17 protein-coding genes and 3 tRNA genes are annotated in these 20288 nt (G+C 61.3%); 7 read left to right on the forward strand and 13 right to left on the reverse strand.

Translation table 11 applies throughout. The annotated features are described in order from the left end of the window. The first annotated feature begins 4 nt into the window (after positions 1-4). The 3 genes from pgsA to BM046_RS12260 all read left to right on the forward strand — a co-directional run bounded on the left by pgsA (position 5) and on the right by BM046_RS12260 (position 1714). The gene (pgsA, locus tag BM046_RS12250) at positions 5-565 is read left to right on the forward strand and encodes a CDP-diacylglycerol--glycerol-3-phosphate 3-phosphatidyltransferase (protein WP_090539876.1); all 561 of its coding nucleotides are present in this window, start codon (positions 5-7) and stop codon (positions 563-565) included. Between the two features lie 73 nt (positions 566-638). Beyond that, a tRNA-Gly gene (locus BM046_RS12255) sits at positions 639-714 on the forward strand. An 88-nt stretch (positions 715-802) separates the two neighbouring features. Next, complete coding sequence (locus tag BM046_RS12260; protein WP_090539879.1) at positions 803-1714, forward strand: DMT family transporter; 912 nt, start codon at positions 803-805, stop codon at positions 1712-1714. 72 nt (positions 1715-1786) lie between these two features. Here the strand turns inward: BM046_RS12260 and putP are convergent, their stop codons facing one another. Both putP and putA read right to left on the reverse strand, forming a co-directional pair. Beyond that, positions 1787-3289 carry a sodium/proline symporter PutP gene (gene putP / locus BM046_RS12265; protein ID WP_090539881.1) on the reverse strand — a complete coding sequence of 501 codons (1503 nt, stop codon included), beginning with the start codon at positions 3287-3289 and terminating at the stop codon, positions 1787-1789. A gap of 80 nt (positions 3290-3369) precedes the next feature. Beyond that, positions 3370-6588: a bifunctional proline dehydrogenase/L-glutamate gamma-semialdehyde dehydrogenase PutA gene (putA, locus tag BM046_RS12270; protein WP_090539883.1), complete on the reverse strand. Its 3219-nt coding sequence runs from the start codon at positions 6586-6588 to the stop codon at positions 3370-3372. Positions 6589-6852: 264 nt separating this feature from the next. On the opposite strand from putA, the gene BM046_RS12275 reads away from it, so the two are divergent. Beyond that, positions 6853-6926 (forward strand) — tRNA-Cys (locus BM046_RS12275). Between the two features lie 258 nt (positions 6927-7184). After that, a tRNA-Leu gene (locus BM046_RS12280) sits at positions 7185-7273 on the forward strand. Between the two features lie 71 nt (positions 7274-7344). Here BM046_RS12280 and phrB read toward each other — a convergent pair. The 3 genes from phrB to BM046_RS12295 all read right to left on the reverse strand — a co-directional run bounded on the left by phrB (position 7345) and on the right by BM046_RS12295 (position 9793). Continuing rightward, positions 7345-8772 (reverse strand): deoxyribodipyrimidine photo-lyase, encoded by a 1428-nt coding sequence (gene phrB / locus BM046_RS12285; RefSeq protein ID WP_090539885.1) that lies wholly within the window; start codon positions 8770-8772, stop codon positions 7345-7347. A gap of 8 nt (positions 8773-8780) precedes the next feature. After that, a complete protein-coding gene (locus BM046_RS12290; protein WP_143084193.1) occupies positions 8781-9344 on the reverse strand; it encodes a YbgA family protein in 564 nt (187 codons plus the stop codon). A 137-nt stretch (positions 9345-9481) separates the two neighbouring features. Beyond that, complete coding sequence (locus tag BM046_RS12295) at positions 9482-9793, reverse strand: hypothetical protein (RefSeq protein ID WP_143084194.1); 312 nt, start codon at positions 9791-9793, stop codon at positions 9482-9484. Positions 9794-10152: 359 nt separating this feature from the next. On the opposite strand from BM046_RS12295, the gene BM046_RS12300 reads away from it, so the two are divergent. Then, positions 10153-10707 (forward strand): lipocalin family protein, encoded by a 555-nt coding sequence (locus BM046_RS12300; protein ID WP_090539890.1) that lies wholly within the window; start codon positions 10153-10155, stop codon positions 10705-10707. 5 nt (positions 10708-10712) lie between these two features. Here BM046_RS12300 and BM046_RS12305 read toward each other — a convergent pair whose 3' ends face one another. After that, entirely contained in the window at positions 10713-11165 is a 453-nt protein-coding gene (locus tag BM046_RS12305) for a PAS domain-containing protein (RefSeq protein WP_090539892.1), read from the reverse strand. Between the two features lie 105 nt (positions 11166-11270). Between BM046_RS12305 and BM046_RS12310 the strand changes: the two genes are divergently transcribed. After that, positions 11271-12215, forward strand: a complete 945-nt coding sequence (locus BM046_RS12310; RefSeq protein WP_090539894.1) for a MerR family transcriptional regulator — start codon at positions 11271-11273, stop codon at positions 12213-12215. 1 nt (position 12216) lies between these two features. On the opposite strand, the gene BM046_RS12315 is transcribed toward BM046_RS12310, so the two are convergent. From BM046_RS12315 to nuoJ, 7 genes are all read right to left on the reverse strand, one after another. Next, positions 12217-14181, reverse strand: coding sequence for a DUF7844 domain-containing protein (locus BM046_RS12315; protein ID WP_456236159.1), 1965 nt, complete (start codon positions 14179-14181; stop codon positions 12217-12219). Between the two features lie 5 nt (positions 14182-14186). Next, on the reverse strand, positions 14187-14504 hold the full coding sequence (locus BM046_RS12320; RefSeq protein ID WP_090540087.1) for a DUF2388 domain-containing protein: 318 nt from the start codon (positions 14502-14504) through the stop codon (positions 14187-14189). A gap of 62 nt (positions 14505-14566) precedes the next feature. Then, positions 14567-16024, reverse strand: coding sequence for an NADH-quinone oxidoreductase subunit NuoN (nuoN, locus tag BM046_RS12325; protein WP_090539896.1), 1458 nt, complete (start codon positions 16022-16024; stop codon positions 14567-14569). A gap of 22 nt (positions 16025-16046) precedes the next feature. Then, the gene (nuoM, locus tag BM046_RS12330) at positions 16047-17576 is read right to left on the reverse strand and encodes an NADH-quinone oxidoreductase subunit M (RefSeq protein ID WP_090539898.1); all 1530 of its coding nucleotides are present in this window, start codon (positions 17574-17576) and stop codon (positions 16047-16049) included. A 31-nt stretch (positions 17577-17607) separates the two neighbouring features. Next, entirely contained in the window at positions 17608-19461 is a 1854-nt protein-coding gene (nuoL, locus tag BM046_RS12335; RefSeq protein WP_090539900.1) for an NADH-quinone oxidoreductase subunit L, read from the reverse strand. Beyond that, on the reverse strand, positions 19458-19766 hold the full coding sequence (gene nuoK / locus BM046_RS12340; protein WP_090539902.1) for an NADH-quinone oxidoreductase subunit NuoK: 309 nt from the start codon (positions 19764-19766) through the stop codon (positions 19458-19460). The genes nuoL and nuoK overlap by 4 nt, the downstream gene beginning before the upstream one ends. Then, positions 19763-20269 carry an NADH-quinone oxidoreductase subunit J gene (gene nuoJ, locus BM046_RS12345; RefSeq protein ID WP_090539904.1) on the reverse strand — a complete coding sequence of 169 codons (507 nt, stop codon included), beginning with the start codon at positions 20267-20269 and terminating at the stop codon, positions 19763-19765. The genes nuoK and nuoJ overlap by 4 nt, the downstream gene beginning before the upstream one ends. Between the last annotated feature and the right edge of the window lie 19 nt (positions 20270-20288).

A 20288-nucleotide genomic window follows, 5' to 3' on the forward strand; every position in this document is an offset into this window, starting at 1 on the left:
CCTCATGAACATTCCGAATATGCTTACCTTGATGCGGGTCGCCCTGATTCCCATCTTCATCCTGCTGTACTACCTGCCGTTTCACTGGAGCTATCTGGCCGCCGCCATCGTCTTCACCCTGGCCAGTGTGACCGATTGGCTGGATGGGTATCTGGCGCGCAGGTGGCAGCAGAGCACTCCTTTCGGGGCCTTTCTCGACCCTGTGGCAGACAAGCTGATGGTGGCGGTAGCGCTGGTACTGCTGGTGCAGAGCCACGGTAATTTCTGGGTCACCGCCCCGGCGGTGGTCATTATCGGCCGGGAGATAGTCATTTCCGCGTTGCGCGAGTGGATGGCGGAGATCGGAGCACGGGCCCAGGTTGCGGTATCCAATCTCGGCAAGTACAAGACCGCTGCACAAATGGTGGCCCTGGTGGTACTGCTCGCCAACCCGGCCCAGCCCGTGACGCCCTGGGTGGTGCTGGGCTACATTCTGCTGGCGGTTTCTGCGGTTCTGACCCTGTGGTCCATGGTCAAGTATCTGATGGCGGCATGGCCACATCTGCGCCCGGAGAGCCACAACTGAAGTCCGGATAAACTTTTTTGAATCAATGACTTGACAAGGCGCTCCGGCAGTATAAAATGGGCGCCATTCCAAAGCGGGAATAGCTCAGTTGGTAGAGCACGACCTTGCCAAGGTCGGGGTCGCGAGTTCGAGTCTCGTTTCCCGCTCCAGATTGCAATCTTCAGCTTCTTGCGTAGCTGAAGATACAGAAAAGGGCCTCAGGGCCCTTTTTTCGTTTGGGCATCGTCTGGACATCCCATGGATCGAATGCAGCATCACACCCGTGGCATTGCAGCCATCCTCGCAGCCAGCCTGCTCTGGGGGACCACAGGGACTGCCGCCTCCTTTGCTCCGGATGTCAGCGCTCTGGCCATCGGTGCCTTCGCCATGGGGGTTGCCGGTCTCCTTCTGGTGCTGCGTTCACTCGGCGAGCTTGCCCGCGATCGCGCCCGGCTGCTCGTCCAGTCCCGGATTCTGCTGCTGGGCGGGCTGGCAGTTGCCATCTATCCGCTGGCTTTCTACAGCGCCATGCGCCTGTCGGGCGTAGCCGTGGGCACCGTGGTGTCCATCGCCAGCGCTCCGCTGTTCACGGTAATCCTGGAGTGGGCATGCACCCGTCGATCCGTTTCGCTGCGCTGGGGGCTCAGTTTTGCCTTTGGTGCCGCGGGGATAGCCTTGCTGGCCACGGGACGACCCGAACCGGGCAGCGCTGATACCGGCATTGCCTGGACCTGGCTCGGGGTTCTCGTCGGACTCCTCGCCGGACTGACCTATGCCACCTATTCATGGGCGGCGCGGCACATGATAGAGCAGGGCGTGGGTTCCGCGTCATCCATGGCGAGCATGTTCGGTGTTGCGGCGATAGTGCTGCTCCCCAGTCTGCTGCTGACCGGACAGAATCTCTTCGCCACGCCCATAAATGCGGGGGTGGCGCTGTACATGGCGCTGATTCCGATGTTCGTCGGTTATCTGTGCTTTGGTTACGGACTGCGTTACATCGCCGCCAGTACCGCGACGCTTATTACCCTGCTGGAACCGGTAGTCGCGGTGCTGCTGGCAGTTCTGGTGGTAGGCGAATGGCTCGCGCCCGCCGGCTGGGTGGGGATGACGCTGATCATGCTCAGTCTGCTTATGCAAACCCTGCGCAGTTCGCCTGACGCGTCGGGCTGACCGGCGCAGCCCCATCAGCGGAAAAGGGAAGGGATCCGGCGCCGCAGGATCCTGTGCAGCGCCGGAGGAACCTCAGTGTCTGGCCTCCATGGCACTGAATTCCCTCTGGATCTCCTCGTCATCGCGTCTGCTGGTCACAAGCGACACTACGACAGCGACCACAGCGCAGGCAATGAAACCGGGAACGATCTCATACATCTGAGCCTTGAGCTCCGGCACATTGCCCCAGTAGCCCACCACCACAGCGCCCGCGATCATCCCGGCCAGCGCACCCATGGCGGACAGACGCCGCCAGAACAGCGACATGAGGATGATCGGCCCGAAAGCTGCACCGAATCCTGCCCAGGCGAAGGCCACCAGTCCCAGGATGTTCGAGCGCGGATCTATCGCCAGCAGTGCGGCGATGACAGCCACCACCAGTACCCCCAGACGACCCAGCAAGACCTGGGTCTGTGCCGAGAGGTTGCGGCCGAAGATCTTGTACAGGTCTTCGACCAGCGCCGAGGAACACACCAGCAGCTGAGATGAAATGGTGGACATGATCGCCGCCAGTACCGCCGCCAGCACCAGGCCCGCAATGAACGGGTGGAAAAGGATCTGGGACAGTACCAGGAACACTGTCTCCGGGTTATCCAGGGTTCGATCACTGAGGTGGAAATAACCTGCTCCGATGAGTCCTGTGAGCACCGCACCACTGGCTACCAGGACCATCCAGCCGATGCCTATGCGACGACCGACCTTGGCGTCTGCGTGGGAGCGCAAGGCCATGAAGCGGACAATGATGTGCGGCTGGCCGAAATAGCCCAGCCCCCAGGACGCAGCAGAGAGTATCGCCAGTATGCTGCCGCCGAACAGCAGCGAAGTGCGCCGTAACGGGTTGTCGGGGTTGGCCGCGTTATGGGCGGCATCCGCCGCGTTGATCGCTGCGATGGTTTCATCTATCCCACCCAGCACGAAAACGGTGGTAACGGGGATGATGATCAAAGCCGCGAACATCAGCATGCCCTGCGCCACATCGGTCAGGGAGGCCCCGAGGAAGCCACCAAACAGCGTATAGGTCAGGGTGATGCCTGCCACCAGCAGCATGCCGAACAGGTAGTGAGTACCGAATGAGGCTTCGAAGAATACGCCCCCGGCGACCATGCCGGACGACACATAGAAAGTGAAGAACACCAGAATGATGAGTCCCGAGGCAATACGCAGCAGCCGGGTGTTATCCCTGAAGCGACTTTCCAGAAAGCTCGGCAGGGTAATCGAGTTGTTCGATACCTCGGTATAGGACCGCAATCGTGGCGCCACGAAGCGCCAGTTCAGATAGGCGCCAATGGTAAGGCCGATGGCAATCCAGGCTTCTACAAGACCGGAAACGTAAATGGCGCCAGGCAGGCCCATGAGCAACCAGCCCGACATGTCGGAGGCGCCGGCTGACAGCGCCGCGACGCCGGGCGACAGCTTGCGCCCGGCAAGCATGTAGTCATCCAGGCTGGTGGTCTGGAAATAGGCGTAGTAGCCGATCCCCAGCATGGCTAGGAAATACAGGCCGATGGCTATCAGCTGATATGTCTGGTCCGTCATGGCAATGCCCTCTGCTTGTAGTCGACCCCGGAGCGGGGCCGGTCTTATTGTTATTCAGCACACAACAGCTCGCTGTTCGATCAGCCATCCCCCTGTGCCAGCAGGCTGGCGTTTCCGCCAATGGCCGCGGTATTTATGGTTCTGGTTCGTTCGGTTACGAAGCGCAACAGGTAATGGGGACCGCCGGCCTTGGGGCCGGTGCCGGACAGGCCCATCCCGCCAAAGGGCTGCACACCCACCACGGCACCGATCATATTACGGTTAATATAGACATTTCCCACCCGGACCCGGCCTTCGATATAAGCAGCAAAGCTCTCATTTCGGCTCTGGATGCCGAAGGTCAGACCAAAACCGCAGCGGTTGATGCTGTCGATGACCTGGTCCAGATCTGCGGCGCGGTAGCGGGCGATGTGCAGAACCGGCCCGAAATGTTCCTGGTCGAGCTCGCCGATACTCTCCAGCCGGAGCGCTGTGGGGGCGACGAACTCGCCAGCCTCGCGGAGCTGCTCAGGAACCGGAGCCTGTGCCAACAGGCGCTTCATCTGACGATAGTGTTCTATGTGCTTCAGGAGCTTCTCGCAGGCTGTCTCATCAATTACCGGGCCAACGTCCGTGGCCAGATCCCGCGGATCACCCACCTGCAGCTCCTGCATGGCTCCGAACAGGAGGGTTTCCACCTTCTCCGCTATGTCCTCCTGCAGGAACAGAACCCTCAATGCCGAGCAACGTTGCCCGGCACTGGCGAAGGCGGACTCCACTACGTCAGCGACCACCTGCTCCGGCAGGGCAGTGGAGTCGACTACCATGGCGTTCTGCCCTCCGGTTTCAGCGATCAGGGCTGCCAGGGGTGCCCCTTGGCGTTGAGCCAGACCAAGGTTGATCTGCCAGGCCGTGGCCGTTGAACCGGTGAATACCACGCCGGCCACCCTCGGGTCGCCAGTGAGCAGCGGGCCCAGTTCCCTGCCGGCACCGGGGAGTAGTTGCACCACGTCTCGCGGCACTCCGGCCTCGTACATCAGCTCCACGCATCGGTAGGCAATCAGGGAGGTCTGTTCCGCCGGCTTGGCCAGCACCGTGTTACCGGTCACCAGAGCGGCCGTAATCTGACCGAGGAAGATGGCCACGGGGAAATTCCAGGGGCTGATGGCAACGAACACGCCCCTGCCGGACAGGTACAGCTCGTTGGATTCGCCGGTCGGCCCCGGCATACGCATGGGGTGCCCCATGTGATGTTCGGCCTGGTTGGCGTAATACCGGCAGAAATCCACCGCCTCGCGGATCTCCGCTATGCCGTCCGCCAGCTGCTTGCCTGCCTCCCTCGCGCACAGGGCCATGAGTTCGGCAAAATGCTCTTCCAACAGGTCAGCCAGCCGCCGCAGCATTGCCGCCCGGTCGGCGACTGGAACTGCATTCCAGCGGGGGAAGGCCGTCTCTGCGCTGTTCAATGCCTGCTGGACCTGCTCCGGCGTGCTCCACTGGACTTCACCCACCTGCTGGCGCCGGTCGAAAGGACTCAAGACCGGATGGTTGATCCCGGTCCCGGCGCCCGAGCCCTCGGCCAGCAAGGGGCGGGCCTGCCAATAATGCAGGTCCCAGGCCTGCAGAGCCTGCTGCAGCGGCTGCAACTGACTGTTGATCATCAGGTTGAGCCCGCGGGAGTTTGCTCTATCCGAACCGTACAGCCGGTGGGGCAGGGGAATGGCCGTATTGCGATAGGCCGTCTTGCCGCTGAGAGACTCCAGCGGATGCCGGCAAAGCTGGTCGACCGGCACCCGCTCGTCAACCAGCTGATGGACGAAGGAAGAGTTGGCACCGTTTTCCAGCAGGCGCCGTACGAGATAGGGCAGCAGATCCCTGTGTGCCCCGACGGGCGCGTAGATTCGGCAATAGCTACCCTCAGGCGCCTGTTTCAATACCTGTTTGTAGAGTGCCTCGCCCATGCCATGCAGGCGCTGGAGCTCCAGCGGGCGATTACCAGCCATATCAAGCAGGCAGGTTACCGTGTGTGCGTTATGGGTGGCGAATTGCGGGAACAGGTGGCCCTTTACCGGTTCCGACAGCAGATACCGGGCGCAGGCGAGGTAGGAGATATCGGTATTGGGCTTGCGGGTAAACACCGGATAGTCGGCCAGCCCCAGCATCTGGGCTTCCTTGATCTCGGTATCCCAGTAGGCTCCCTTGACCAGACGAACCGGAATCTGGTCACCCTGTTCCCCGGCGAGCCGTGTCAGCCAGTGCAGCACGGGCAATGCCCGTTTGGAGTAGGCCTGTACTACCAGGCCGAACTTCCCCCAGCCCTTGGCGTGCTGACGGTAGACCTGCTCGAACAGCTCCAGAGAGATCTCCAGCCGATCCGCCTCTTCAGCGTCCAGGGTTATGGCAACATCCAACTCCCTGGCGCGGGCCACCAACTGCCCGAGTGTGGCGCCCAGTTCGGTCAATACCCGCTCCCGCTGGCTGCGCTCGTAGCGGGGATGCAGGGCGGACAGCTTGATCGAAATGGAGGGGGGCGGCGCCTGGACGGCAAGCTGTCCTGATGCCTGGCTGACGCGTTGGATGGCATCCAGATAGGCTTCCAGATAGCGCTGAGCGTCCTCTCGGGTACAGGCTGCCTCGCCAAGCATGTCGAAGGAGTAGGTGTAGCCCTGGCGGAACATGGGTTTGCCGTTGGACAGGGCTTCCGGCAGCGTGCGGCCCAGCACGAACTGATACCCCATCAGCTTCATGGCATGGGACATGACCTGCCGGACCACAGGTTCCCCCAGGCGACTGACCATGCGGTTGAGTACCGGCACAGGCTGGTCGTCCCTCTGGTCCACCCTCACCACGCCCTTGGTCAGAATCAGCCCCCAGGTGGACGCGTTGACCAGCAGGGAATCGCTCTGGCCCAGATACTTCTTCCAGTCCGCCACGGACAGCTTGTCCCTGATCAACGCCTCGGCGGTACGCGAATCCGGCACCCGCAGCAAGGCCTCCGCCAGGCACATCAGCAAAACACCCTCCTGGGTATCCAGGCTGTATTGCTGCAACAGCTGGTCCAGGCTGTCCACGGCATTGTCCTGGGCACGCACCTGCTCCACGAGTTTTGCGGTGCGCTGGTGCAGCAGCCGGATGCGTTCGGGCTGATGGTCGACAACGCGGATGAGCTCGGGAACCAGAGTATCCTCATTGACCATATAATGCTGGCTGATCCGACTGAAAAGCTGCTCCAGATTCAGCCCGGGATCGGGATGCAGCAGCGATGACGCGCTGGCGTGCTGTTGGCGGTTCTGATCGTTGAGAGGGTGGGGAAGAGGCATGCGAGCACTCCGCGTCATCAGGGTTATAGCCACACGGCCTGAAATCAATATAGTTGTGTTTGGGCGAAGTGGTTCCAATAAAACACGCGCGTGGGGTTGCCTGTCAGGAGAATTAAGTCCATAATTGCGTCCGTTGTTCAGACGACACTCACGGAAAGCGTTTTACAATCAATAAGTTAGCGGTAAGCTGACTTGTCGCGGTAAAGTAGCTGATCCTTGTGAATTTTGTTGTTCTGTCTTGTACAGGACAGCTCACCCGTTTGAGGCCGGGTGGCAGAGTGGTCATGCAGCGGATTGCAAATCCGTGTACGCCGGTTCGATTCCGACCTCGGCCTCCAGTACGAAGAGCCCCGCAGATATCTGGTCTGCGGGGCTTTTTTATGCAGCCAAACGCCGAAACAAGGCTCCTGGTACCAATGGCAGAGCTCCGGGTCCTGATGTTCGTCAGTCGATATGTCGGGCGGAATTAGCACTTGTTGGCGATTGGGATTGTCTGTAAGATCCTGAATCTTCTGAATTTCCCGCTCCAGGCCGCGTTGCCGGCAGGTGAGCTGGAATCGATGGCAAGGGCTTCTTGTCTTGCCACGCACTGTCCAGCCCGGATGGCGAAATTGGTAGACGCAAGGGACTTAAAATCCCTCGAAGGGTAACCTTCGTGTCGGTTCGACCCCGACTCCGGGCACCATTAGTTCTGCACCTCTGTTATTCCTGCTCTCTCCCCCGTTGCTAACAAATATTCCCGGTACCTCTGGTGGCTCATGACGCGTGCCGCCCGTTTCCTCGAAAAGCCTCGAGCGCACGCTGGCGGCTGCTTTTCAGGTCAACCATGGGAGCGGGATAGCGGGTCGATGAAAACAGAGTTCCTTGTGGCGGCAGGTGGATATCGTGATTATCCAGATGCGCCAGCTCCGGTATCCATTGGCGAATGAACCTTCCCTCAGGGTCGAAGCGGCGGGATTGTGTCACAGGGTTGAATATTCGGAACCAGGGCACAGCGTCCGTACCTGTTGACGCACTCCACTGCCAGCCGCCGTTATTCGCTGCCAGATCACCATCGATGAGATGGCGCATGAAGAAGCGTTCGCCTTCTCGCCAGTCGATAAGCAGATTCTTGGTCAGGAACATGGCGGTCACCATTCGCAGTCGATTGTGCATCCAGCCGGTGGCCAGCAGCTGACGCATGGCCGCGTCAATCAGCGGAAAACCCGTGTTTCCCTGTTGCCAGGCCTGCAAATCCTCCGGGGCATCACGCCAGGGAATGGCCTCGGTTTCGGATCTGAAGGCACGGTGCCTGGAGACCCTGGGGAATCCTGCGAGGATGTGCTTGTAGAACTCCCGCCAGAGCAATTCGTTGATCCAGGTGACGACACCCTCGTTGCCGCTGTCGAACTCCCCCTGGTTGACCTGCAATGCAGCATGAAGGCACTGGCGTATCGACAGGACGCCGGAGGCGAGATACGGCGAAAGTTTGCTGGTACCGGGATACGCGGGCATGTCTCGCTGCCGGTGATAGTCGGGCAATGCCTCGTCGGTGAAACGCTGCAGTCGGAGTAACGCAGACTGTTCGCCGGCTGGCCACAGGCTGCCCAGATCCGGCGCGGGTGCGCAGAACCCGGGGATGTGCGTCGGGATATCATCGCCCTCTACGGCCAGTGGCTGCTGCGGTCTCGGCTTGCCAGTACAGGGCGGCAGACTGCTGTGCAGTCTTTGCCAGCAGGCCTTGCGGAACTGGGAGAAGACCTGGAAATACCCGCCGGAGCGGTTGAGGATGCTGCCAGGCGCAAACAATACCTGATCGACGTGACGAGTGAAGCCTGTTCCACTTGCCGCCAGCTGCGCGTCGACCGCTGTATCCCTGCGGCCTTCGTTGATTCCATACTCCTCGTTGGCATGAACGTGCTGCACGCCATGGGTACGGCATGTATCGGCCAGCACCGCGGGTATGTCATCCCAGGTCTGTGCATGTCTGATCAGTAGCGGCACTCCCAGTATCTGCAGTTCGGCCTTCAGGGCCGCGAGATTGCGCATCCAGAAATCGATCTTGCACGCGGCTTCGTCATGGCGTCGCCATTGCTCGGGAGTAACGACGAAGAGTGCAAGGGTGGGGCCGGCGAGCATGCCGGCTGAAAGAGCGGAATTGTCTCTTACCCGCAGGTCGTTTCGAAACCACATCAGTTGAAGCATGGTGTCCTTCAGAGCAGATGGCGCAGCCGTATCTCCTGCGGATACGGCTGGAGATAGGCCTGATCAGCGATGTAGCTGTGTGGGAAGGTGCTGAAGTGCTTTTTCAGCACCTCTATCGGTTGCTCCAGCGGAAGGTCGCCGGCCCGATACGTGAGAATGAGTTCGTGCAACTGGCGTTTCTCGGCCACGCCCAGATGCCGTTTCAGGTAGCCGGCCAGGTGCTGCAGTACATTGGTATGCCCTTTCCGACTGGCAGGGGAGCGCAACGCCTTCAGCAGCTGGTGGATATAACTGATGGCGAAGTCACCAACATCGTCCGGGCACTGGGCGACCGCACGCCCGAGCGCCTGGTACTGCTGGCGATCGCTGGCCATCAGCAGATATTTGTAGCGACCGTGGAAGCGCTGCAGGCTGGTCTTGCTCAGGCCTTGCTGCCACACCTCTCGCCAGCGCGCGTGGCAATAGACACGGGTGAGGAAACTGTCCAGTGTCTGCGGGTCGTTCAGATGGCCCAATGCCTCGACTGGCACCCTGTCGACGGCAGTATCCAGCGCCTGTGCGTGAGACAGCACAATCACTCCGTCAACTCCATCCGCAGGCGCGCCCTCAATCAGGGGGCTGCGGCCAATGTCCTCTCGAGGAGGCTCGCTCAGTACCACGAGAACCCTGGCAGCGGGATGAGAACCCGTGCCGGGGAGATTGAGACTGGTCACAGAGAGACGCGGGGGTTCAGATTCGGGTTGGGCGCACGATGGTATTCGAAGCCCGGGGAATGCTCCGGCTCAAGCTGCCTGGGCTGCGCCTCTATCTCGTGGAGGTTCGGATGGGCAGGGTCTGCGGTCGGGGTGTTATCCGGAGCACGGGCGGATCGGGCGGTGGTCACGGATCGGGAGCTTTCCCGTATGACTCGACGCCGTTCCTTCTGCAATTCGGCGAGCAGCTGTATCTGGGAGGAGTGCCACTGCGCTTCGAGGAAACCAGCATTTTCCATTGCCTGGGCCGTGGCAAGTGCCCCAGTCATTGTCATCGTCACTGTCATCGCTGCAGCTATCGCAAGCTTCATTCGATGTCTCTCCCTAAACATGCATCGGCGCGCCGAGCTCTTCTCTTATGGCAGCCATCGCAGGCCCTTGCAGGGCGTGCAACCACTGAAGTGATCCGCGGCACCGTCTTGCGGTCCGGGATGAAAGGGGTCGTGCCGGCGGCCACCCCTTATGTGTGGCCTGCTACCGTCCGACCAACGCGTCCCTCATCAAAGTTGTACAGGTTTTGTCGAGAGGGAACTGCTACGCTTGAAACATGTACAAATAATAGGTGCATACTTGTACAAGTCAACATTTGATGTATAATTTTCTCATTCACCCGCTGGAGGGGCCTCACATGTTCACATCCCGCATACCCCGCAGCCTCGCCATCACGGCTCTACTCTTTAGCGTGCTGAGTCTTTCCGCCTGCTCCGTAGCGCCGCCGGAAGGCGTGACACCCGTGCGGGGATTCCAGTTGGAGCGCTACCTTGGTACCTGGTATGAAATTGCCCGGCTGGATCATTCCTTCGAACGCAAGCTGGACAATGTCAGTGCGCGGTACAGTCTCCGCACCGACGGGGATGTGCAGGTAATCAACGCGGGCTACCGTACCGATAGCGGCAGGCGGAAGGAAGCGGTGGGTGTCGCCAAATTCATCGGTGCGCAGGATGTAGGGTCACTGAAGGTGTCCTTCTTCGGACCCTTCTATGGCGGATACCATGTGGTGGAGCTGGATGAGGAGTATCGCTGGGCGCTGGTCGTGGGCCAGAACCACAAATACATGTGGATACTGGCCCGCGAAAAGGAGCTGCCCCAGTCGATAGTCGATCAGCTGCTGGCGAAGGCAGAGGCGCTGGGTTTTGATACCTCAGAGCTGATCTGGGTCGAGCATGACAGGGCGGACACCTGAGTTGATCAGGCGTCCACTTCCCGGTTGGCAAGGAGTCGCTTGAGATGCTCTACCTCGGCTTCCAGTTCCTTGACACGCTCACGGGTCTCCACCTCACTGGTGACATCTTTCTGGATGCCGATGAAGTAGGTCAGCTTGTCCGCCTCGTTGAATACCGGAGTGATCGACAGCTCGTTCCAGAAAGCCGTGCCATCCTTGCGGTAGTTGCGAAGGATCTGCCGGCTGGGCTGTCGATTGCGTATGGCCTCACGGATGAGGGGCAGGGCGGATTGGGCGCGGTCGTCGTTCTGCAGGAAGCGGCAGTCGCGGTAGAGAATATCTTCCGGTGCATAGCCGGTCAGGCGCTGAAAGGCAGGATTGGCATAGATCAGAATATTGTCATCGCCTTCTTCTTCAGCAACGACCACGCCATCATTGGAGGCATCTACCATCAATTGCAGCAATTTTGCGCTAATCATTGTTACTTCCTTCCATGTGGAGTGTGGGGCATCATAACAACCACAGGAAGGCGGAAACCAGCCATTTATTAATGCGAGTCGTTAGCTTCTGTGAACCATTCGAACATGACTGACCTGTCTGCCACGCCTCCTGCCGGCAGACCGTCGACCGACGATGATCTTCTGCCGATCCGTGATGTGGCTCAGCTGACGGGGGTCAACCCGATTACGCTGCGTGCCTGGGAGCGTCGGTATGGGCTGATCCAGCCCAAACGTACCGAGGGCGGGCATCGGCTGTACACCCCAGAGGATGTGGCCATCATCCGGCAGGTGCTTGGCTGGATCGAGCGAGGGGTGGCGGTAGGCAAGGTGGGGGAGCTGCTGGCGCGCCAGCAGGTATCCACTGCGTCTGATGTTACCGCTGAGCAGCGCCAGTCCGATACGGATATACGGGAGTGGCGCGAGCGCATCATGCTGCTGGTGGAGCAGTTTGACGACCGGCAGTTGCATCTGGCCTATGGTGAGCTGTACACGGGGTACCCCCTGCTGGTTGTCTTCCAGGATATCCTCCTGCCGGTGTGGCACGAACTGAGGCAGAGCAAGGGCTTCGGGGACAGCAGCCGTTGGCTGTTCTACGATCAGTTTCTGCGCAGTCGTGTGTTGCAGCGACTGCAGCGCACCCAGCAGTCGAGCCTGCCCCGCGTAATGCTCGCCGGGATTCAGGCCCGCGAGCTGGAGTTATTGAGCGCTGCACTGTTGCTGGGGGATGACCATCAGTTGTCGGTCAGTCCGGTGGCGGCGGAACAGCCCATCGAAGAGCTGGCTTTGCTGTGCCAGGCCCAGCAGCCGATGGCCCTGGTGCTGTGGCTGAACACGCCGCTGGACACCATGCTGCTGCGCCAGCTTCGAGCACTCGCGCTGACGATTGATTGCCCGCTTGGGCTGGCCGGCCCGGGGTCGGAGCTGGTCACGGGTCAGCTCAGCGGTACGCCCATTGCTGTTCTCGGGGCAACGTCCGGCGAGGCGCGGCTCCCATTGCGGCAGTTGCTGTCCGGCCGCCTGGACACCTGAATCAGGGCAGCTGCAGCCCGCCGGCTTCCCGGTGCAGCCTTCTCAACTGCTGCTGGAGTTGCTGGATATTGCTTCCGATACCTTCGAGCTCGCTGCGCTGGCGCGCGGTGAACAGCATGGGGAGCTGCTCTTCAATCCGGTCACTCATTGCCAGCAAACTGGTGTACTGTTGCCGCGCCCTTGACTCGAGCAAGTGCCGATCAGCCGGCTGGGGCAGACCATAGCCGCTGTCCAGCAGATCCGCTGGTCGGCTGAGCACGGAACCCCCTCGCAACAGCTGCTGCATCAGATTCCCCGCCTCGTTGAGCAGGGTATCCCGCGCGCCGTCCGACAGGTAACGCTGCTTGAGCTCATGCTGCAGCCGTTGCACCTGACGCCGCAGCGCTGCCTGCTCCAGCATCAGCAGTGCCGCAGTGGTTCGCAAATCGGTCTCGCTCAGGTGCCGGGCACGGTCTGCCGCCTGCATCTCCAACCATTGATCCACACTCGTCGGCCCCAACGCCAGCGCCCTACGTATCGTTTCATACAGTTGCTGATACCGTTGACGGTAGGAGTCGAAGCGGTACCCCATACGTCTGGCCTGCTCCGCATCGCGCAGCGGCGATGCGTCGGCAAGGTCGCGGGCCTGCAACAGATCAAGCAGGCCCTGCGGGGTCTGGCTGTCGAGGTCGAGCAGGGCGGGGTGATGACTGCCGGTTCGCAGGAGCTTGAGCGTTTCCACCGCGCAGTTGTTGCCAACAAAGTAATACACTCCGTCGTAACTCCAGTGCTGGCTGATAGCGTGAACCGCCAGGTCATTGATCTGCGCAGGGGACAGATTCAGCGGAACCGATGTCAGGCTGCGCAGCTCGGTGCGGGTGTACTCGTCGATCACCCGCTGCAGAGGCAGAAAGAACAGCCGCGATGGATAGGTGCCGGTCAGGCCGTCCCAGCTGGACAATTGCAGATCGTCGACGAAAGCGCGGTACGAGAGCACCAGATGATGTTGCAGATCCAGCAGGCATTCCGGTCCCGGCGCGCGATCCGGAGCGCAGATGACCAGGCGCAGCATGCTGTGCCCCCAGCGTCCGGCCCAGCTGTCATCTGGCTCTGCCAGCAGATAATGCACCTGATAGATGCGTTCCGGATCCAGCCAGCCCAGTGCAGCATGTCCTGCGTTCAGCTCGGCGGAAAGATAGGGCAATGACGAGGCGCAGGGCAGTACCGTGGCCGGCTCCCAGCTGAAATGGTCTCGGAAGAAGGCCGCCAGTCCGGGGCGGCGGCAGCCATACTCCGGATCGAGCAGAAAGTACTCCAGATTGACGGCGACGAACTCCTGAGCATCCTCCAGCTCATACGGATCCGGTGTGCGCAGTCGCTGACGATTGATCCTTTCGCGCAGGTTTCGGCGGCCGACCTGCTCCGGCCAACCGGCTAGATCCAGCAGGCGTGGAGAGTCACTCAACGTATAGCGCCGGTTGATCTGCCCACGGCAATGCGCGGGCAGTCCCGGCTGGCTCTGGGTCTCGAATCGTCTGCGGCAATGGCGCAACCGAAGCGCCTCGGCGGGGTGCCAATAGCGGCCCTGATCATACAGATGGGCAAGTTCGTGAATCAGTGCGGCCTGCAGCTCGGTATACAGATCGGAATGGGTTCGGCCGGGTAGAGTGGCGGATCCCGACTCCAACAGCTGGTCGAGAAAGCGTCCGTTCAACAAAATGCGGTCGGTACGGTTGGCGCGACCCATTACCTGCTCAGGCAGGCCATGGCTCCAGCGTACCTGAACGGTACGGTCCAGCTGCTGGCGCATTCGTGGGGGCAGACGTTCATCGACCTCGCTCAGCAGTTGCTGGGTCAAGGCGAGCTGGTCATCAGACAGCTGTCGAGTATCCGGCTCCAACCGCAGATCGGCGCCTGCCGGAAGGCTGAGGAGGAGCAGAAGGCAGGTAAGGAAAGCAACAGCCTGCCTGCTCCGATGGCGAGGAATCCGGCTCAAAGAGCGAGAATGGCCTCAGCCAGTTGCATGTCCGTAGCCTGAAGCTCAGGCAGCTGCTCGCGGATGTGCTGCAACGCCGCCTCCAGCTGGACACCCCGGGTTACCCCGTCACTGGCAACGAAGCTGGCCGCGTCGTCGCGAGCATCGAGTACCACCTTGTCGTTGCCGATGGACGAGGTCGCGTCGCTTGTGCCCTCGATGCTGTTGACCAGTGAGCCGCCGATGGCATCAGTGGTTCCGATGAAGCTGCTGGCCTGAGCTCCGCCGGCCAGACCCAGCACAGCCATGCCAAGAGCGAGTGTGAGGCGTTTCATATCGGATTCCTTGTACAGGTTCAGAGAACCGGGGCCTGGGCCCCGGCGCAATATCATCCATTTCAGTTCATGACCAATGTCGCCTGCTGAACGATCTCCAGCAGCGGCTGCGGGTAGACACCCAGCACGAACACCAGCAGGGCTATCAACAGCAGCATGATGCCACCGGCATGCTGTCCCCAGTTCCGAGGCGCGTCCTGACGGCGGATGCCCGGCTCGACCAGGAACAGCGTGACCATGACCCGCAGATAATAGTACAGGCCGATGGCGCTGCCGAGAATCAGCGCACCCAGCAGCCACCACAACTGCGATTGGACGCCGGCGGTGATGATGAAGAACTTGCCGATGAAGCCGGCAGTCAGGGGGATGCCGGCCAGCGATAGCATCATGGTGGTCAGTACCGCAGTCAGATAGGGGCGACGCCAGAACAGGCCCCGATACTGGTACAGTGCATCCGCGTCCCGTCCCTTGAAGGGTGTGGACATCAGGGTCACCACGCCGAAGGCGCCCAGGGAAGTGAGGACGTAGGTCACCAGATAGACGCCGACGGCTTCGACGGCCAGCCCCGTACTGGCAATCAGGGCAATGACCAGATAGCCGAAGTGGGCAATGGAGGAATAGCCCAACAGGCGCTTGAGGTTGCTCTGCATCAGCGCCAGGAGGTTGCCGAACAGGATGGAGGCAATGGCGACACCTGCCAGCAGGTCGTTCAGCCAGCCGCCACTGGTGGCCGGCGATACCTGATACAGACGCACCAGCACGGCAAATACGGCGACCTTGGCAGCGGTGGCCAGAAAGGCAGAGATAGGCGCCGGAGCACCCTCATACACGTCCGGCGTCCACAGGTGGAAGGGCACCAGCGAGAGTTTGAATGCCAGCCCGATCAGCATCATGCCGAAGCCCAGCTGCAGTATCGGAGTGACGGCCACAGCACCCAGTTCGGCGAAGGCCAGACTGCCGGATTCGGCGTAGGCCAGGGCCATGCCGAACAGCAGGAAGGCTGAGCCGGCGGCTGACAGCACCATGTACTTGATGCCCGCTTCCAGCGACCGCTTGTTGAAGAAGGCGTAGGCCACCATGCCGTAGACCGGCACTGACAGCAGTTCCAGACCAATGAACAGGGTCGCCAGATGGGATGCGCCGACCATGACCAGCCCGCCGGCCGCGGCCAGCAGCATCAGCAGGTACATCTCCTCGCGGTTGCCCGGAAAGCCCTCACCGGTGTTGGTCTTGCCGAGATAGGCGTGTACCAGGGTGGTACAGGCCAGGGTGGCGACCAGTATCAGCCCCATGTAGAGCAGGGCAAAGCTGTCGATCTGCATCAGTCCGGTAAAGGGCGACGGGGTCACCTGCAGCGCCGGAATCAGCGACAGCAGGGCCAGGTTCAACCCCGCTGCGGTCAGGATGAAGGTCAGGTCGTGCTTGCGCCGCCAGGCGATCAGCAGTGTCACCAGAATAGCGGTGACACCCACTATCAGCAGTGGCAACAGGGCGACGAAGTGGGACGGGGTAAGTTGCATAATGTCGTTTTCCATCTGACTGCTACCGGGCCGGAACAAGGTTGGACAGGGCATCGCCGAGCCAGTGCTGGACGGCGTTCATGCTCTGTGCCGAGGTATCCAGCACCGGCTGCGGATAGAGCCCCAGCAGGACCAGCAGCACCACCAGCGACAGCACCATGAGCAGCTCACGGGTATCGAGGCCGCGCAGCGTATCGCCGGAGCGCTCGGCGCCGAAGTAGGCACGGTGAATCATGATCAGCGAATAGGCCGAAGCCAGCACCAGGCCGAAGGTGGCTATTACCACCACCCAGGGGTTGTCGGCGAAGGTGCCGAACAGGATGAGAAATTCACCGACGAAGTTGCCGGTGCCGGGCATGCCGAGCGAGGCTATCGCGAAGAACATGCTCAGTGCCGGCAGATAGGGGATACGCGCCCAGAGCCCGCCCATCTCGCGCATGTCCCGGGTATGGATGCGCTCGTAGAGCTGGCCGCACAGGATGAACAGTGCCGCTGCCGACAGACCGTGGGCGACCATCTGTACCACAGCGCCCTGGAGGGCGAGGTGGGTGCTGGCGTAGATGCCGATCAGCACGAAGCCCATGTGCGAGATGCTGGAATAGGCAACCAGACGTTTGATGTCGGTCTGGGCAAACGACAGGATCGCTCCGTAGAAGATGCCGATCAGACCCAGGGTCATGGCGATGGGGGCAAATTCAACCGAGGCGTTGGGGAACAGCGGCAGGGCAAAACGCAGCATGCCATAGGCCGCCGTCTTCAGCAGAATACCGGCCAGGTCCACCGAGCCTGCGGTGGGTGCCTGGGCGTGGGCATCCGGCAGCCAGGAGTGCAGGGGTACCACCGGGAACTTCACCGCAAAGGCGATGAAGAAACCCAGCATAAGGACATACTCGACGCCGGCGGGCATCTCGGTTCCCAGCAGCGCCTCGTAGGCAAAGGTCAGGGTGCCGGTCTGGTTGTAGTGCACCAGAACCAGACCGAGGATGGCCACCAGCATGATCAGACCGCTGGCCTGGGTGTAGATGAAGAACTTGGTGGCCGCATTGATGCGGGTCTTCTTGCCCTCACCGCTGTGGCCCCAGAGTGCGATGAGAAAATACATCGGCACCAGCATCATTTCCCAGAAGAAGAAGAACAGGAACAGGTCCATGGCCAGGAATACACCGGCTACGCCACCCAGGATCCACATCAGGTTGAGGTGGAAGAAACCGATGCGGTGCTGGATCTCGTTCCAGGAACAGAGCACCGACAGCACCCCGAGGATACCGGTGAGGATCAGCATCAGCAGGGACAGACCATCCAGCGCCAGATGCAGGTTGATGCCCATCCGGGCGATCCATACATGGTTGAACTCCAGGGTCCATACCGGTGCGCCGCCACTGATGCCGGCGAGCGAATAATCAGCGCTGATCCAGAGCCAGAGGCTCAGAACCAGCACCAGACTCATGGTCAGCAGCGCCAGCCAGCGGGGCAGGGTGCTGCTGAAGCGTTCGGCTTGCCAGCACAGCAGGCCGCCGATAAAGGGAATCAGTACCAGCCAGGGCAGAATCATGACGGGATCATTTCCTTACGTAAATTCATGGTCAGGCTACCGAGAGCAGCAGGAAGCCGAGCACCAGCACTGCGCCAGCGGCAATGGTGGCGGCATACCAGCGGATCTGGCCATTCTGGGTCCGACTCAGCAGCGCATTACCCCCTCTGGCCAGCAGCGGCAGGATGCCGATGGTGCGGTCCAGCGGGTCACGCCGCAGTATGCGGGTCAGCCACAGGTAGGGCTGCACGAAGACCTTGTCATAGAGCCAATCGAAGCCCCAGGCAGCGAACCACAGGGCAGTGAGTATCCGCCCCGGAGCGCTGTTGCCGACCCGCTCCACCAGAGTCCGCTTGCCCAGATACAGCCAGGCAGCAAGGAAGGCACCGGCCACGGCGATCGCGGCAGACAGGATCTCAAGCCCCACGCGACCCTCGCCTCCGGCATGCCCGACGCTCTGCGGCAACACACCGGCCAGAGGTGGAGTGATCCAGGCGCCGACAAAGGTGGACAGCACTATCAGTGCGATCAGCGGCAGGTTATGGGCCAGTCCGCGACCGGGATGGGCCTCGGTCTGAACCTGACCATGGAACACCACGAAGATCAGGCGGAAGGTATAGATCGAGGTCAGGAAGGCGCCGACCAGGCCGGCGTACAGCAGGGCTGTATTACCGCTGGCAAAGGCCTCCCAGAGGATCTCGTCCTTGGAGTAGAAGCCGGCGGTCACCAGCGGCAGGGCTGCCAGTGCCGCACCACCGACGATAAAGCTGGCGTAGGCCACCGGCAGCTTGTTCCACAGGCCACCCATGCGGAAGATGTTCTGCTCATGGTGGCAGGCATGGATCACCGATCCAGAGGCCAGGAACAGCAGGGCCTTGAAGAAGGCGTGGGTCATCAGGTGGAAGATCGCGGCCTCCCAGGCGCCCACTCCCAGGGCCAGGAACATGTAACCGAGCTGGCTCATGGTGGAGTAGGCTAGGATACGCTTGATATCGGTCTGCACCAGGGCGGAAAAGCCCGCCAGCAACAGGGTCAGACCGCCCACCACACCGACCAGCTGGAGCACCTCGGGGGTCAGCAGATACAGACCGTGGGTACGGGCAATAAGGTAGACACCGGCGGTCACCATGGTCGCGGCGTGGATCAGCGCGGAGACCGGGGTCGGGCCGGCCATGGCGTCGGCCAGCCAGGTCTGCAGCGGCAGCTGGGCGGATTTGCCCACGGCGCCGCCGAGCAGGGCCAGGGTGGCCAGACTCAGCCAGAAGTCGCCCTCGGCGAAGCGCTGCGGTGCCAGCTCCAGCAGTGCCTGAATGTTCAACGTACCGAGCTGGACGAACAGGATGAACAGACCGAAGGCCATCAGCACGTCGCCGACCCGGGTCACCAGGAAGGCCTTGAGCGCGGCGTTGCCGTTCTTGCGTTCGGTGTAGTAGAAACCGATCAGCAGATAACTGCAGACGCCGACCCCTTCCCAGCCCAGGTACAGGAACAGCAGGTCGTCGGCCAGCACCAGACACAGCATGCTGGCGACGAACAGGTTGGTGTAGGCGAAGAAGCGGGAGTAGCCGGCTTCACCGCGCATGTACCAGCTGGCGAACAGATGGATCAGGAAGCCCACACCGGTAACCACGCCGAGCATGGTCAGTGACAGGCCATCCAGATACAGGGTCAGGCTGGGCGTGAAGTTGCCCACCGCCATCCATTGCCAGAGCACCTGGATGTAGGCCCCATCGGGCAGGGCGCCGGTACTGTACTGGAAGATGATCCAGGCGCTGACCAGAGCGGACAGCCCCACCGAGCCGACGCCTACCAGCGCCGAAGTGTTTTCTGACCAGCGGCCGCGGGAGAAGGCCAGCAGCAGGAAGCCGATCAGCGGGAACAACAGGGTAAGAAATAGCATGTTCATCCGCGCATCTCACTGGCAGCATCGACATCCAGGGTTCTGAAGCGGCGATACAGTTGCAGCAGGATCGCCAGACCGATACTGGCCTCGGCCGCTGCAAGGGTAATCACCAGGATGAACATCACCTGACCGTCGGCCTGACCCCAGCGGGCACCGGCAACGACGAAGGCCAGGGCGGCGGCGTTCATCATGATCTCCAGACTCATCAACACATACAGAATGTTGCGGCGGATCATCAGCCCGGTGAGACCAAGGCTGAACAGCACGGCGGCCAGGGCCAGGCCATGCTCCATGGGTATGCCTGTCATGCGATCTCCTTGGCTTCGTGACGTCCGATGTGGAAGGCCGTGACCATGGCGGCCAGCAGCATCATCGCCGCCAGCTCCACCGCCAGGATATAGGGGCCGAACAGGGCGAAGCCGACCGCCTTGGCGTCCACCGCGGCGCCGGTCACTGTTCCCGAGGAGGGCGCGCTGAACAGCACATACAGCAGCTGGGCCAGCAGCAGTCCGGAGAGGACGCCCGGTCCTATCCAGCCGCGGACGCTGAGCCACTGTCGCTCCTGGCGCTCACTGCCTTCACCCAGGTTGAGCATCATCACCACGAACACGAACAACACCATGATGGCGCCGGCGTAAACGATGATCTCCAGCACCCCGGCAAAGGGCGCACCGAGGGAAAAGAAGCACATGGACACCGCCAGCAGCGAGGTGACCAGATAGAGCAGCGCATGCACTGCGCGCGTATTGGTTATCACCATCAGGGTGGCCGCGACGGCGACCCCGGCGGAGAAGTAGAAGGCAAATTCCATCAGATTGTCCTCGCAACGA

It is taken from the genome of Halopseudomonas formosensis (assembly GCF_900115905.1).
Taxonomy (GTDB): domain Bacteria; phylum Pseudomonadota; class Gammaproteobacteria; order Pseudomonadales; family Pseudomonadaceae; genus Halopseudomonas; species Halopseudomonas formosensis.